Annotated in this window: 9 protein-coding genes; 1 reads left to right on the forward strand and 8 read right to left on the reverse strand. The window is 67.5% G+C overall.

Features of this window, described 5'->3' with window-relative positions; all coding sequences use genetic code 11:
* Positions 1-31 precede the first annotated feature (31 nt).
* The 5 genes from Q4A20_RS00575 to valS form a co-directional block, all read right to left on the reverse strand.
* A complete protein-coding gene (locus Q4A20_RS00575) occupies positions 32-1,192 on the reverse strand; it encodes a hypothetical protein (protein WP_303118915.1) in 1,161 nt (386 codons plus the stop codon).
* Positions 1,193-1,357: 165 nt separating this feature from the next.
* Positions 1,358-3,163, reverse strand: coding sequence for a long-chain fatty acid--CoA ligase (locus Q4A20_RS00580; protein WP_303119022.1), 1,806 nt, complete (start codon positions 3,161-3,163; stop codon positions 1,358-1,360).
* Between the two features lie 80 nt (positions 3,164-3,243).
* A complete protein-coding gene (locus tag Q4A20_RS00585; RefSeq protein WP_303119024.1) occupies positions 3,244-5,112 on the reverse strand; it encodes a long-chain fatty acid--CoA ligase in 1,869 nt (622 codons plus the stop codon).
* Positions 5,113-5,289: 177 nt separating this feature from the next.
* A complete protein-coding gene (locus tag Q4A20_RS00590; protein WP_303118918.1) occupies positions 5,290-7,194 on the reverse strand; it encodes a long-chain fatty acid--CoA ligase in 1,905 nt (634 codons plus the stop codon).
* Between the two features lie 76 nt (positions 7,195-7,270).
* A complete protein-coding gene (valS, locus tag Q4A20_RS00595; RefSeq protein ID WP_303118921.1) occupies positions 7,271-10,093 on the reverse strand; it encodes a valine--tRNA ligase in 2,823 nt (940 codons plus the stop codon).
* A gap of 260 nt (positions 10,094-10,353) precedes the next feature.
* On the opposite strand from valS, the gene Q4A20_RS00600 reads away from it, so the two are divergent.
* Positions 10,354-10,914 (forward strand): hypothetical protein, encoded by a 561-nt coding sequence (locus tag Q4A20_RS00600; RefSeq protein WP_303118924.1) that lies wholly within the window; start codon positions 10,354-10,356, stop codon positions 10,912-10,914.
* 4 nt (positions 10,915-10,918) lie between these two features.
* Here the strand turns inward: Q4A20_RS00600 and Q4A20_RS00605 are convergent, their stop codons facing one another.
* From Q4A20_RS00605 to Q4A20_RS00615, 3 genes are read right to left on the reverse strand one after another with little or no spacing between them, the layout of a single operon-like run.
* The gene (locus Q4A20_RS00605) at positions 10,919-11,593 is read right to left on the reverse strand and encodes a hypothetical protein (protein ID WP_303118927.1); all 675 of its coding nucleotides are present in this window, start codon (positions 11,591-11,593) and stop codon (positions 10,919-10,921) included.
* 57 nt (positions 11,594-11,650) lie between these two features.
* Positions 11,651-12,856, reverse strand: a complete 1,206-nt coding sequence (locus Q4A20_RS00610; protein WP_303118930.1) for a DegT/DnrJ/EryC1/StrS aminotransferase family protein — start codon at positions 12,854-12,856, stop codon at positions 11,651-11,653.
* The gene (locus Q4A20_RS00615; RefSeq protein WP_303118933.1) at positions 12,853-14,787 is read right to left on the reverse strand and encodes a nucleoside-diphosphate sugar epimerase/dehydratase; all 1,935 of its coding nucleotides are present in this window, start codon (positions 14,785-14,787) and stop codon (positions 12,853-12,855) included. The genes Q4A20_RS00610 and Q4A20_RS00615 overlap by 4 nt, the downstream gene beginning before the upstream one ends.
* Positions 14,788-14,879 lie beyond the last annotated feature (92 nt).

Below are 14,879 nucleotides of genomic sequence, written 5' to 3' on the forward strand. Positions count from 1 at the left end.
GGTGTTGTTGAGATAGAGGGTGGGTGGACCGCTACCATCCGGGGTGGAAGCGATCGGGGATCGCCCAGGCGAGAAGCAGGCGGTGCTCTTTCTGTGCTTGCGTGATGAGAGAGGTCAATTGGGGTGTCTTGATGTTAAAAGCATGCTCGCTTACGGACCAGAGGCCGAGCGAGGTGGCGTGAGGGAGGGACTGTTGGGCCTGCGCCTGATTTCGCATGGCCTGCGCCTGGAGGGCGTTGTTGATGAGAGTGGTGCTAGCGGTTGAGAACGACCATGTCATTACGACGGCGAGCACGTAGATGGTGAGGGCGACCCCGTGACGTGGATACGCCGCTCCGCCGGGTCGACGCAGAGACTCGGCGGAGACAATGGCCCAGCCCGCTAGACTACCCACGAGGGTCATTCCTACACCCAGCACAGCGGACCAGACGATCAGCTCGGCGGTCATGCGATGGATGCTTAGAACCACGGAGGAGTAGATGTCGTAAGCCACGATGAGGCCGACCAGTGCGAGGGGTAGCACTAGCCACCGGCATGCCATGAGGAGATTTCGTCTTAGTAGGTCAAGCGCCAGGTGCAGGTGAGAACTCCCCAGTACCCTAGCGTATCTGTACGATTCCGTCTGATGGGCTGCGACGAGAGCGAGTACAACCGCAAGGACCACTTGGGCTAGGAATAAACTATGGCCTAGCTCGGAATCGGCGGCGGTTGACAATATCAGGCCTCGATCTAAAATCTTGGATACTCTGACTTTATCCCCCCAATGGGCTTCCATCCGGTTGATGAACCGGTTGACATTGTCGGCTGAGCCGATGGCGTACCACCCGCCCAAGGCGTCCTGCTGAGTTGTGCTGCCGCTGTACACGATGGATTCTGGCAGAAAGATTGACCCCAGCGGGGGGCGGATATAGTCATCAGGCTCGTGGCCGATGATCTCGACAGAGGTCGTCGAGATTGGGGTTGAGCCGACAAATTCGTCAAACTCGGTGCTGTGGCGTACCTGGGCGACCTCGACTCTCGTCTGCTTGGCGAGCTGTTCGATCTGTTCTGGATGGATACCGGTTTCACCAATGATTACGTAGCCGGTGGCTTCAGCGGGGAATTCATAAATTATACTCTGCGGAACTAGAAGGACCATAGCCAGGCAGAGCGCTAGATTGAGTGCCCAGGTGGCGCGGAGAAGCTTTTTCATAGTGTGTTGTGATGTTCTCGGCGGTAGTTTGGTTAGGGAAACCTGATGTTGATTAATCCTACCTGGTGTCTGGTGTCTGATGTCTGACCGTCGGTCACGGCATTATTGCGGTTGGGAGTGATTGTCGTGGGAGCAGATGCCGGTACGATCTGTGGTCCTGACGCCTCACAGCCGCCGATACAGCTCGTCGATCTCCCCCGCGAACCGCTTGGTGACCTCATCGCGCCGCACCTTCAGCGAGGGGGTGAGCAGCCCGTTGTCAACGGTGAAGTCGCCCGGCAGCACGGTGAAGGTACGGATGGACTCGGCCCGGGAGACAGCCTCGTTGGCACGGGCCACCGCCCGCTCCAGGGCGGCGCGCACGCGCGGGTCTCTCGCGGCGTCGATCGGGTCCATGTCCGGCAGGCCGTGGCCTGACAGCCACAGCGGCAGCATCTCCGCATCCAGCGTCACCAGGGCACCGATGCAGGGCCGGTTGTCCCCGACCACCAGCACCTGACTGACCAGCGGGTGTCCGCGCAGGCGGTCCTCCAGCACCGCGGGCGCCACGTTCTTGCCACCCGCGGTGACAATCAGTTCCTTCTTACGGCCGGTGATGTGCAGGAAACCATCGGCGTCCAGAGTGCCGATGTCCCCGGAGCGCAACCATACGGGGCCCTCCTCGGCCGTGGTGTCGGTGACGAAGACCTCGGCGGTGGCCTCGGGGTTGTTGTGGTAGCCGCGGAAGGTGCCGATGCCGCTGATCAGGATCTCACCGTCGTCGTCCAGACGGATGGTAGTGCCCGGCAGAGGCACGCCCACCGAGCCGATGCGGCTGGCTGCCGGCAGATTCACCGTGCAGGGTGCGGCGGTCTCCGTGAGCCCGTAGCCCTCCAGCACCGTCACCCCGGCGCCCCGGTAGAAGTGACCCAGTCGCTCACCCAGCGGGCCGCCGCCGGAGATCACATGGGTCACGCGTCCGCCGAGCAGGCTGCGCAGGGTGGAGAACACCAGCCGATCGAAGGCCGCCCGCTGGACGCGCAGGCCACGGCTCGGCCCGGCCGGGGTGTCCAGGGCGCGCGAATAGGCGATCGCCGTCTTGGCGGCCAGGCGGAACACCTTCTGCTTGGCGCCGGTGGCCCGGGCGTCGGCCGCGTTGTAGATCTTCTCAAATACGCGCGGCACCGCCGGCACGAAGGTCGGTTTGAAGGAGGCCAGGTCGGTGACCAGGTTCTTCACATTGGGTGCGTGCCCCAGCACACCGGCCGAAGAGCACACGATCGCCACTTCCACGAAACGGCCCAGCACATGCGCCAGCGGCAGGAACAGCAGGGTGCGCGTCTCGGGCGCTTCCAACACCTCCGGCACGTGGGCGCAGGCGTTGACACACAGGTGAACCAGGTTGCCGTGGGTGAGTTCGGTCCCCTTGGGGCGGCCGGTGGTGCCGGAGGTGTAGACGATGGTGGCCAGGTCGGCGCTGGTCAGGCGGGCCGTGCGCGCGTCCAACTCGACGGGCCGCACATCCTTACCGACGGTGATCAGCTCGGTGACCGCGTCCCGGGACAGGTTCAGCACTAGCAGATCGGCCAGGGCCGGATCAGCCTCCGCCAGGGTAGTGACCATGGTCTCCATGGGCTGATCCTCCACGACCACCAGCCGCACGGAGGCGTCGGTGAGGATCCAACGGGCCTGCTCCGCGGAGGACGTCTCATAGATGGGGACGACGACGAGGCCCGCCTCCCAGGCGGCAAAGTCCAGCAGCGTCCACTCGTAGCAGGTGTGAGCCATGATGCCGAGTGCCTCACCGGGCTGCAGGCCGAGGGCGACCAGGCCGGCGGCCACCTCCCGCACCTGGTCACGGAAGGCCTGCGCGGACATGTCGCGCCAGTGCCCGCCCACGGAGGACTTGCGGGCGATGAGCGCGCCGGAGGGATTGGTACGTGCCCGCTCGGCCAGCGCCCACGGCGCTGTCATGGCGGCGTGCAGCGGCACCAGCAGGGGGGTGGACTGCTCGGTCGGGTTCGGGGCCGAAGCCTCCGACTCCTCCGGCGTGGCGGCCGCGTGGCTCTGGTTCACTCCTGGGGCCCCTTCTTGGTGGTGGAGTAGATATCGGCGACAACTTCGGCGTAAGTATCCATCACCAGGCTGCGCTTGACCTTGAGCGATGGGGTGAGCAGCCCATTGGCCTCGGTGAAGTCGGCCGTGAGCACCCGATAGGTGCGAATCGATTCGGCGCGGGAGACCGCCCGGTTGGTGCGGGCCACCGCCCGATCCAGCGCCGCCAGTACCTGCGGATGGGAGGAGGCCTCGACGACGTCCATCTCCGGCAGGTTGTGATTGGTCAGCCACTGCGGGAGCATCTCCCTGTCCAGCGTGACCAGGGCGGAGATGAAGGGCTCGCCGTCGCCGATCACCAGCACCTGGCTGACCAGTGGGTGTCCGCGCAGACGATCCTCAAGGATGTTGGGGGAGACGTTCTTGCCGCCGGCGGTTACGATCAGTTCCTTCTTGCGCCCGGTGATCCGTACCCACCCGTCGGCGTCGATGGAGCCGATGTCCCCGGTGCGGAACCAGCCGTCGGCCGTGAAGGAGGCGGCGGTGGCCTCGGGGTCGTTGTGATATCGGGAGAACACTCCCAGCCCGGCGACCTCCAGCTCGCCGTCTTCGCCGACCCGCACCCGGTTGCCGCACACAGGCGGGCCGACGGTGCCGATCTTGTTCAGGATGTCCAGATTCACGGAGGTCGGACCGATCGTCTCGGTCAGGCCGTATCCCTCCAGGATGATCAGGCCTATGCCCCGGTAGAAGTGGCCGAGCCGCTCGCCGAGCGGCCCGCCGCCGGAGATGGCGTAGCGGGCGTTGGGGCCGAGCAGATCCCGAATGGTGCGGTAGACGAGTCGATCTGCCACCGCATGGGCCGCCCGCAGCCTGCGGGAGGGGCCAGCCGGGGTATCCAGGGCGCGAGAGTAGGCGATGGCCACCTTCGCCGCCCAGCGGAAGGTACGCAGCTTGGCCCCCGAGCCGGCCTTGGCGTCGGCGGCGTTGTAGATCTTCTCCATCACCCGCGGCACCGCCAGCACATAGGACGGGGCGAAGGACTTCAGATCGGGCAGGAGGGTCTTGACGTCGGGGGTGTGCCCCAGCACCCCGTTCCCGGCGATGGCCAGGATTTGCAGGAACCGGGCGTAGGAGTGCGCCAGGGGCAGGAACAGCAGCAGCCGGGTTTGGGGGGAGTTGAGCAGCTCCGGGATCCAGCGCACCCCGTTCCACCCCAGGCCGGCGGCCTGTCGGTGAGTGATCTCCACACCCTTGGGGCGGCCGGTGGTGCCGGAGGTGTAGATGATCGAGTAGACGTCCTCGCAGGTCAGCGCCGTCGAGCGAGCCTCGAGTTCATCCCGGTCCACCCCGCGGCCGGTCTCGGTGAGGGTGGCTATGGCGTCATGATCCAGTGAGAGCACCTTTACGCTTGCGCCGATGCGATCGGCGGCGCCGCGTACCAGTTCAGCGAGGGCCGCGGACTCGGTGACTACGAGTCTGACGTCGGCGTCGGTGATGATCCACTCGACCTGTTCGGCGGAGTCCGTCTCATAGATCGGCACGGAGACCATTCCGGCGCGAGCGATGGCCATGTCCAACAGGGTCCACTCATACGAGGTATGGGCCATAATGCCCACCGAAGCCCCGGCCGGTAGGCCCATGCCGATCAGGCCGGAGGCCGCCCGGACGACGTCCTCGCCGAAGGCGCGTGCCGTTACCTTCACCCACGAGTTGCCAAGCTGAGTCTTGCGTTCGATCAGAGTGGCGTCTGGGGTGCGGCTGATGCGGTCGGCCAGTAGCCAGGGGATGGTCCAGGTCTGCTCGGGCTCCTGTACCACTGGGCTCACTGCGGCGCCATCGACGACGGCGGGCGATCCGGCCTCGGAGGGGACACCGGTGGACATGGGGGCGGAGGAAGATGGAGGCACTGCATTATTCTTTCAGGTAGGGCGCCGGCAATGTGCGGATTGGAACCACGAATCCGGAGCCGGCTCTTGGAGGTTTCCTCTAAGCGGCGGGCGGGAGTTCAGGGCCCAAGCCGCGCGGACTGTGGGAAACCGGGCGGAGCGTGGCCAGGGGACTCACGCGGTCTGGGCGCCGGCAGGACCGCCGTACAGGTCATCGATATCGGCTGCGAAGCGCTCCAATGCCGCACCGCGCCGTACCTTTAAAGACGGCGTGAGCAAACCGTTGGCCTCCGTGAAATCGGTGGTCAGCACCCGGATCTTCCGGATCGACTCGGCCCGGGAGACATGCCCGTTGGCACGTTCCACGGCCCGGTTCAGTGCCGCCAGCACCTGGGGGTGGGAGGCCGCCTCGGAGGCGGACATAGGTTCCAGGCCGTGGATGCGCAGCCACGACGGCAGCATCTCGGCGTCGAGTGTGATCAGTGCGGACACGAAGGGGCGCCGCTCGCCTACGACCACCACCTGGCTGATCAGCGGGTGGCCCCGCAAGGCGTCCTCCAGCGGTGCCGGGGAGACGTTCTTGCCGCCGGCGGTGACGATCACATCCTTGGCGCGGCCGGTGATGGTCAGGTAGCCGTCCCGGTCCAATGAGCCCAGATCCCCGGTGCGGAACCAGCCGTCGTCGGTGAAGGCGGCCGCGGTTGCGGCCGGATCGTTGTGGTAACCCTGGAACACGGACGGTCCCCGCAGCAGGATCTCCCCGGCCTGCGAGATGCGCACCGCCATCGGCGGCAGCGGCGGGCCGACGGTGCCGATCTTCGACAGCCGCGGCGTGTTCACCGCGATCGGGCCGACCGTTTCGGTCAGCCCGTACCCCTCCAACACGGGGATACCCAGGCCCCGGTAGAAGTGGGCCAGCCGTGGGGACAGCGGTGCGCCTCCGGAGATAATCCAGTCGGCGTTGTCGCCCACCAGGGTGCGGATGCGCTGGTACACGAGCCGATCGGCCACGACCCGCTGGGCACGCAGAGCGCGGGACGGCCCGGTCGGAGTGTCGGAGGCGCGGGAATAGTCCACGGCGACCTTCGCAGCCCAGCGGAAGATCCGCCGGGCGCTGCCACCTGTCGCCCGGGCATCGGCGGAGTTGTAGATCTTCTCCAGCACCCTGGGTACCACCAGCAGGTAGGAGGGGCGGAATGAGGTCAGATCCGACAGCAGATTCTTGGTGTCCGGCACGTGCCCCATGAGGCCCTCTCCGGAGATCTGGAAGACCTCCAGGAAGCGGGCGAAGACGTGCGCCAACGGCAGGAACAGCAGCAGGCGCGAGTCCCGGCCCATGGCTATCTCCGGCATCCACAGGTGCGCGTTGGAGCATAGGTCGGTGAAGTTCCCGTGGGACAGTACGGTGCCTTTGGGGGAGCCGGTGGTGCCGGAGGTGTAGACGATGGTGGAGATGGAGGTGATCGTCAGACGGTCGGCGCGTGCGGTCACCTGATCGTGCGGCACGCCCCGGCCGGCCTCGGTGATGCTGTGCAGCGCGCCGGTGTCCAGGGAGAGCACCTGCGGCTCGTCCCGGTCCAGGGTTCCGGCCGCGGCGCGCACCAGCTCCGCGGTGGTGATGGACTCGGTCACCACCAGGCGTGCGTCGGCGTCTTCGAGCACGTAGGCGATCTGCTCAGCCGAACTGGTCTCATAGATGGGGACTGGTACCAGCGCCGCCATCCAACAGGCGAAGTCCAGCAGGGTCCACTCATACCGGGTACGCGACATGATGGCCACCCGGTCCCCGGCCGCGAGTCCCATGCCGATCAGGCCGGCGGCCACCGAGCAGACCTCGTCGTAGAACTCCTGGGCAGTAATGGTCTGCCAGGCCTGCCCGATCTCCTGCTTGCGGGCGATCAGGGGACGGCCGGCGCTGCGGCGCACCCGATCCCGCAGCAGCGAGGGGATGGTGGTGTGTTCGTCAATACGTATGAGGGTGGGGGCCTGCCATTCGAGGGCGCCGGCGGTCGGGTGAGAGCCGGCCGAGTTCGCCGGACCGGACGGAGTGGCCGGTGGCGGCGCGGGGAAGGCGGTCATAATGCTCTTCTTCCTGGGGCTAACGCGGCGCGACGAGAAAGGCACCTGAGCGAGCCCGCTAGACGGGGCGTGTGGTTCAGCCGCGCTTGGCGGGCTTGACCGGAGGCTCGCCCAGTTCGAAGGCGGTCACCTGCACCGCCGGACCGTCGGCGCCGCCTGCCACCGGGACGAGCGCGAGCTCCCCGGTGACCTTGGCCGCCTCGACCAGGTCGGCGCGCACCAGTTCAATGGCGGGTGAGGCCGCCTCCGACGCCGCCAGCGTCGCCCCCAGGATCGGGGTCTTCTGACTGGTCTTGGCCTCGGACTTGACCTTGCGCAGTGCCGCCAGGGCGGCGCCGGCGTGGGCGATGAGCGCCACCTCGGCGTCACCGGCCGCCTCACGCAGCGGCGCGGCGACGGGCCAGGGCGCCCGGTGCACGGAGCCGGTGCGGTACCAGCTCCACACCTCCTCGGTGGCGAAGGGCAGGAAGGGTGCGAACAGGCGCACGAAGGTGTCTACGGCGATGGCCAGCGCGGTGCGCGCACTGCGCACGGCGGCCGGGTCGTGGGTGGCGTCGAAGTTGTTGGCGCGGTCCTTGACCAGTTCAATGTAATCGTCGCAGAAGGTCCAGAACAGCGACTCGGTCGCCTCCAGCGCGCGGGAGTGCTCAAAGCCCTCGAAGGCGGTGGTGGCCGCGTCGACCACATCCGCCAGAGCCGCCAGCACGGCCCGGTCGATCGGCTCGGTGACCTGCGCGGCGTCCAGGCTCGGGGCCGGAGCCGCCGCCTTCGCGGCCGCGTCGGCGCCCCATGGGATCCCCATCGACAGCGCGAACTTGGATGCGTTGAGCAGTTTGATGGCCAGACGGCGACCGATCTTGATCTGGGTCTCCTCGAAGGCGGCGTCCAGGCCCAGGCGGGCGGAGGCCGCCCAGTAGCGCACGGCGTCGGAGCCGTACTTCTCCAACAGGCCCATGGGGGTGACCACATTGCCCTTGGACTTGGACATCTTCTTGTGGTCGGAGTCCAGGATCCACCCCGACAGCCCCGCGTTCGTCCACGGCAGGGCGCCGAATTCCAGGTTTGCGCGCACCACGGAGGTGAACAGCCAGGTGCGGATGATGTCCTGCCCCTGGGGGCGCAGGTCCATGGGGTAGACGCGGCCGAACAGGTCCTCGTCCGTGAGCCAACCGGATGCCAGCTGGGCGGACAGTGAGGAGGTGGCCCAGGTGTCCATGATGTCCAACTCGCCGACGAATCCGCCCGGCTTGCCGCGCTGGTCCTCGGTGTAGCCGGCGGGCACGTCGCTGGAGGGATCCACCGGCAGGGCGGACTCCTCGGGGGTGATGACGGCGTCGTAGTCCACTTCGCCGTCCTCGCCCACCCGGTACCACAGCGGGAAGGGGACGCCGAAGAAGCGCTGCCGGGAGATCAGCCAGTCGTTGTTCAGGCCCCCCACCCAGTTCTCGTAGCGCACCCGCATGAAGTCGGGATAGAAGTTCAGCTCCTTGCCGCGCTCGAGCAGCTCGTCGGCCAGGTCCTCCCCGGAGGCCGGGTTGGTCCAGGCCTTGCCGCCGTTGCGGATGTACCACTGGCGGGAGGTGACGATCTCCAGCGGCTTATCGCCCTTCTCGAAGAAGTTCGTCTGTCGCACCGTCTTGGTGGGCTCCCCGCGCATCTCGCCGGAGGCCGACAACGCCTCCACCATGACCTGGCGGGCCGAGTAGGTGGTCTTGCCCGCCATGTCCGCGTAGGCCCGCCGGCCCGCCTCGGTGGTGATCCACTCCGGCGTCTCGGTCTCGATGCGCCCGTCCTTGCGCAGGATCGCGCGTAGCGGCAGGTTCAGGTCCCGCCACCAGTCGATGTCGGTGGTGTCGCCGAAGGTGCAGCACATGGCGATGCCGGCGCCCTTGTCCATCTCCGCCTCGGGGTGCGGCAGAACCGGTACCTCCACCCCGAAGACGGGGGATGCCACGGTGGTGCCGAACAGGGGCTGGTAGCGCTCGTCGTCGGGATGGGCGACCAGCGCCACGCAGGCGGCCAGCAGCTCCGGCCGGGTGGTCTCGATGCACACGTCGGCGGTGCCGCCTGGGCCGGTCTCGATAGGGGCGCCCGCGGCGGCGGCGGTGGCAGCGGCCTGGGGGTCGACGACGTGGAAGGCCAGGCGGTGGTAGAAGCCCGGATACTCGCGCGACTCGATCTCCGCCTGGGCCACAGCAGTGCCGAAGGTGACGTCCCACAGGCCGGGGGCCTGCGCCTGGTAGGCCTCTCCGCGCGCCAGGTTGCGCAGGAATGCGGTCTGGGCGATCTTGCGGGCGCGCTTCCCGATGGTCTGGTAGTTCTGCTTCCAGTCCACGCTCAGCCCCAGGTGGCGCCACAGGGCCTCGAACTGGGCCTCGTCCAGGGCGGTCAGGCGCTCGCACAGCTCCACGAAGTTGCGCCGCGAGATCGGCACCTGGTCGCGGGCCTTAATGGACTTGCCCTCACCGCCGGTGTGGGGGGGAATGAAGTCCGGGTCATAGGGCAGGGAGGGGTCGCAGCGAACCCCGAAGTAGTTCTGCACCCGCCGCTCGGTGGGCAGGCCGTTGTCGTCCCAGCCCATGGGGTAGAAGACAGCCTTGCCGCGCATGCGCTGGAAACGGGCGAGGGTATCGGTGTGCGTGTAGGAGAACACGTGGCCCACGTGCAGGGAGCCGGAGACGGTCGGGGGCGGTGTGTCGATGGAGAAGACCTCCTGACGCTCGGCGCTGCGGTCGAAGGTGTAGATGCCGTGCCTCTCCCAGCGCTCCTTCCAGGCCTCCTCCAAGCCGTCTGTGCTCACCTTCTCGGGCACGCGGGGGGAGTGGAGCTGGGAGGGCAGAAAACGCACCTGGGCCGGAAGGGGAGTAGGCGCAGCGGACTGGGCGGCGGACTCAGACATGGTCCCGATTCTTCCACGCCCCGGACCGCTGCCCCCGATCCGTGGCATCATCTCGGATGTGAGGTGGACAACCGGGTGGCCCTCCTCCATTGCGGCAACGCGTCAACACCGACTCAGCACGGCGTCAGACGCCGCTGGAGCGCATGTAGGCGATGCAGGGGGTGGCAGCATCATCCCGCTGAGCCGGACGGCCCTCCGACCGGCGATATCAATTGACAACAAGACAACGGTCGATCCGAATGGAAAATGGGAAAGGACTGATGGGTCCCTACAACATATCGAGCCCGGTCATTGAGGCCGGGGATGAGCAAGCGACTCCGGCGCCCGCACCCGGCACGGAGGCCCGCTATGAGCTGAAGCTGGACATGACCGCGCGGGTGCGCAGCCGGAACACCTTCAACGTGTTGTGGCCCGGGGGTGAACTGGCCACGCGCCGGGGCCAGGGAGTTGTGATGGAGGCCGCAGGCCTGCTGCGTCGTCTCGGCGTGGATGTGCGAATCCGCATGAGTCCTGCCGAGGACGACGGCCAATGGGCCGATACGGTGCTGGTACTGGATGACGGCGGACGCGAGCCGAAGGCCCTGGAGGCGGATCTGGAGGCAGCGGTGAGCCTGGGAGAACAGACGGTGCTGTGCACCTCCGCCCCCGAGACTCTGGCCACTGAACGGCTGTGCGAGTTGAGAACTCAACTGCGGGTACTGTCACCGGTAGATGCCTCACTGCTCGCCGCCGCATGGTTGGCTCTGGCCGAGCACGGCACTCGGGGCGACGGTCTGGACGACTCCTCGGTCTGCGGCACCGCAGTCGGCGTGGAGTCTTGACCGGTCAGTCAGCAGCGGCGGATTTCGCACTACCAGATTTGGATCTGGCGGCCGCATGTCGGGTGGGTGCCTCCGCGCGCCGCGGGTCGTGGGGTCGGGAGGTGGCGAGGCCGAAGGCCACCACCAGCCCGACCATCACGCCTACGACGGCGCCGGAGGCCGCGTAACGCGCCGTCGACGGCGTCTGGGTGACGGCACCCACCTGCGCCGAACTGAGCAGATTCAGACTGATCGGGTAGTCGCCACCGGCCATTGCCCCCAGGTCGTCCGACGCGTGTGCGATCACGGCGTCGGCCACCGCGATCGCGTCCTCGCGGGAGGGCGCGGACACCTGGACCTCGATGGCCGGCGAGTTGGTCACCCTGGTGGCCGTGATCCAGGCGGCGACCTCGGTGGGGGACTGCGACAGACCCAGCTCGTCGATCACCTCCTGTGCCACCGCTGGGGAGGTTATGACAGGCAGGAAGCCGTCGGTTGCGGAGCTGGCGACGGTCGCGGCGTAGGAGTAGCCGGCGGCACCCTCCTCCGGATCCACTGCGACCTGCACGTAGGCCATCGAACGCGCCGTGTAGGTGGGGGCGGTGGTGGTGGCCAGTACCCCGCCCCCGACGCCTCCGAGGACTCCCAGAGCGATGATCCAGGCCAAGCCTCGACGCACCAGGGTCATTAGTTCCTGCATTGCTTTCAGATCCTTCGTGTCGGTCGGTGGGTCGGCTGGGGGTGGGCAGCAGACGGCCTAGAACGGCCCCTGCGCCGATGTCGGCCGCAGTGCGGAGGCGAGGGCGGCGCACACCTGCGCAACGTCCGCGTCGCTCAGCGCCAGGTGCAGGGGCAGAGTCAGTTCACGGGCGTAGAAGGCGTGGGCATTGGGGAAATCGGCGATGTCGAAGCCGAGATCACGGTATGCGGTCAGCAACGGCAGCGGCTTGTAATGCACGTTGGCAGACACCCCCGCCTCGTACAGGTCCCGGATGATCCGGTTTCGTTCGGTGACCTCGGCCACCGGCAGTGTCGTGATCGCCAGATGCCTGGCTGAGGCCACGCCTTCGCCGCCGTGATCCAGCAGCTCCACGCCCGTGCCGGCCAGGCCCCGTGCGTAACTGTTGAGCAGTTCGTGACGCCGAGCCATGGTATCGGCATAGCGTCCCAGCTGGGACAGGCCTAGTGCCGCCAGCGTGTCGGGCAGATTGCACTTGTAGGCGGGGGCGATCACGTCGTACTCCCAGGAGGCGCCCCGGGACTTGGCCAGGGCGTCTTTGGTCTGCCCATGCAGCGAATAGGTGCGCACCCAGTGCGTGAGTTCCTCCTGGTCGACGGGCAGGTCGGCACGCCAAGTCAGCGCTCCGCCCTCCGCCGTCGTCAGGTTCTTCACGGCGTGGAAGGAGAAGGCAGTCAGGTCCGCCAGGGACCCGCTGGGGCGCCCGTGAAGGGAGGCGCCCAGCGAGTGCGCGGAGTCGGAGATGAGCACCGGGCGGCCCAGGGCCGCACCCAGGCCCGTGTCGATTCGACCCCGGCCGGCTAGCATGCCCTCCAGTGGCCGGGAGTCGAAGGGGATCCCCGCCAGATCGACCGTGATCACCGCACGTGTTCGATCGCTGACCGCGGCGGCGATGCGTTCGACACCGGGGAAGGGGGAGCCCGGCTCGGAGTCGACCATGACGATCCTCGCGCCTACGTGTTCGATCACGGATGCCGACGCCGTGTAGGTGTAGGCGGGCACGATCACCTCGTCGCCTGGTCCGGCACCGGCCGCGCGCAGGGCCAACTCCAGAGCGGCGGTGGCCGAGCCGAGCGCCACCACGCTGGAGGTGCCTGCCCACTGGGCCAGTTGCTCCTCGAAGCGGCGACCGACCGGTCCGGAGGTGATCCAGCCGGAGCGCAGCACCTCCACCACCGCGTCGATGTCCTCCTCGGTCAGGGTGGGCGGGGAGAAGGGGATCATTGCAGTGCCTCCGCGGAGTCGGCCACGGCCCCGCCGGCGTCGGGCACGCGTACGGCGGGGGCGACTGCCGTGTCGGGTACTTGTAGGGCGTTGTCGGCAACCACCTCGCGGGCGTCGCCGTCGGGCGTGGTCTGCGGAGTGTCGGCCAGCGGGTCCTCGCCCACGGCCCAGGCGTGCAGTTCCTCAACCGCATGTGTCGGCTTCTGCCGCACACGCACGTGGCTGACCAGCGGGTGGAAGGGGCGCTCGCCGCGCTCGGCGTGTCCGACCAGCTCCTCAGACAGCTTCTCGCCGGGGCGCAGCCCGGTGAACTCGATGGGGATGTCCTTGCCGGACTGTGCGATCAGTCGGCGGGCGACCTCGACGATCTTGACCGGTTCACCCATGTCCAGCACCATCGTGTCCCCCGGGCGGCCGAAGGAGCCCGCCTGGAGCACGAGCTCACAGGCCTCCGGGATCGTCATGAAGAAGCGCTCCACATCAGGGTGGGTGACGGTTACCGGGCCGCCCTCCTCGATCTGCCGTTTGAAGGTCCACAACATGGAGCCGCGCGAACCCAGCACGTTCCCGAAGCGCACCGACACGAAGCGTCTGCCGCAGCCCAGGGCGGTGGCAGTCGTCATGCGCTCGGCGGCGAGCTTGGTACGTCCCAGCACCGACGTGGGGTCGGCGGCCTTGTCCGTGGAGATGTTCACCAGGGTCTGCACGTCGTACTTCAGCGCCAGCTCGATCACATTGCGCGATCCCAATGCATTGGTCTTCCAACCCTCCTCCGGATACATCTCCAGCATCGGCAGGTGCTTGAGCGCAGCGGCGTGGAAGACCACCTGGGGGCGGTGCTCGACGAATACCGCTTCCAGGGCCTCCCGGTCACGGATGTCGCACAGCACCATGTCGCGGGTGTCGAGCAGCCCCTTGCCGTAGATGTCCAGTTGCACGGAGTGCAGGGCCGATTCGTCGCGATCCAGCAGTACCAGTTCCTTGGGACCGAAGCGGTGAATCTGACGGGCGAGCTCGGAGCCGATCGATCCACCGGCGCCGGTGACCAGCACGGTGTGGCCGGACAGATAGCCGGCGATCTGAGAGACGTCGGTGTGGATCTCGCGGCGACCCAGCACCTCGGCCAGGTCGATCTCCCGGATGTCGGAGATCTGCAGGGCGCGGTGGGCCAGTTGGCGCACCGGCACGATCGTCATCACCCGAATGCCGTGCTCGGCGCAGGAGGTGGTCACCTGCTTCAGGCGGTCGGCGGGGAAGTCGGCGACGGCGATCACCACCGTGGACGCGGAGGCCTCTGCGCACACATCGATGAGGTCGTCCACGGTGCCGCGCACGGGCACCCCCAGGATCTGCAGGTTCCGCTTGGCGGGGTCGTCGTCCACCAGCCCCACCGGGGTGAAGGGGGAGACGGCGTCGAACTTGGTCAGGTGGATGATCTGCTCACCGACCCTGCCGGCACCGACGACGATGATCGGATCCTGGTCGCGAGCCACGCGCTGGTAGTACTGCGAGGTCTGGTAGGTGCTGACCAGTCGCGCCGCGAAGCGCACGGTCAGCGCCGCCAGCAGCGCCAGCGCGAAGGCGGCCACCAGGGTGAGGGCACGCAGGGGGGTGTCGGTAGCGGCGGCCCATCCGGCGGCCACCACCAGCATGACCAGGGCGGAGACCCCGAACTGGGAGGCGACGGCGGTGGCCTCCTCGAAGGAGCCGGCCGGGTAGCGCCGTCGGTAGGTCAGCAGCCACAGGTATCCCAGGCACAGGCTGACAACCCCGGCGACGGCGGCGCAGGTCAATACGGTCAGCGCGCCGGGGGAGGCGAAGGCGTCACCGTGCAGCCGACAGGCCACGAAGGCCGCGAGCAGCCAGAACACGGTGTCGATTACGGGTAAGAACAGCGGTTGTCGTTCAGGGGTGGAAGTATTCGGTCGCATGATTGGTCACATACCTCTCGGCTGGGGACCGACCCAAGACTCAGGGCGGCACCCTCGCGACCACGATAACGTCGGTACTACGGGGCAAGAGC

Origin of the sequence: Actinomyces sp. (assembly GCF_030530635.1) — a bacterium.
GTDB lineage: Bacteria > Actinomycetota > Actinomycetes > Actinomycetales > Actinomycetaceae > Actinomyces.

Coding starts and splice junctions, on each gene's coding strand:
- Q4A20_RS00575 (WP_303118915.1), bottom strand. CDS start 1,192: ATGAAAAAGCTTCTCCGCGCCACCTGGGCACTCAATCTAGCGCTCTGC.
- Q4A20_RS00585 (WP_303119024.1), bottom strand. CDS start 5,112: ATGTCCACCGGTGTCCCCTCCGAGGCCGGATCGCCCGCCGTCGTCGAT.
- Q4A20_RS00590 (WP_303118918.1), bottom strand. CDS start 7,194: ATGACCGCCTTCCCCGCGCCGCCACCGGCCACTCCGTCCGGTCCGGCG.
- valS (WP_303118921.1), bottom strand. CDS start 10,093: ATGTCTGAGTCCGCCGCCCAGTCCGCTGCGCCTACTCCCCTTCCGGCC.
- Q4A20_RS00600 (WP_303118924.1), top strand. CDS start 10,354: ATGGGTCCCTACAACATATCGAGCCCGGTCATTGAGGCCGGGGATGAG.
- Q4A20_RS00605 (WP_303118927.1), bottom strand. CDS start 11,593: ATGCAGGAACTAATGACCCTGGTGCGTCGAGGCTTGGCCTGGATCATC.
- Q4A20_RS00610 (WP_303118930.1), bottom strand. CDS start 12,856: ATGATCCCCTTCTCCCCGCCCACCCTGACCGAGGAGGACATCGACGCG.
- Q4A20_RS00615 (WP_303118933.1), bottom strand. CDS start 14,787: ATGCGACCGAATACTTCCACCCCTGAACGACAACCGCTGTTCTTACCC.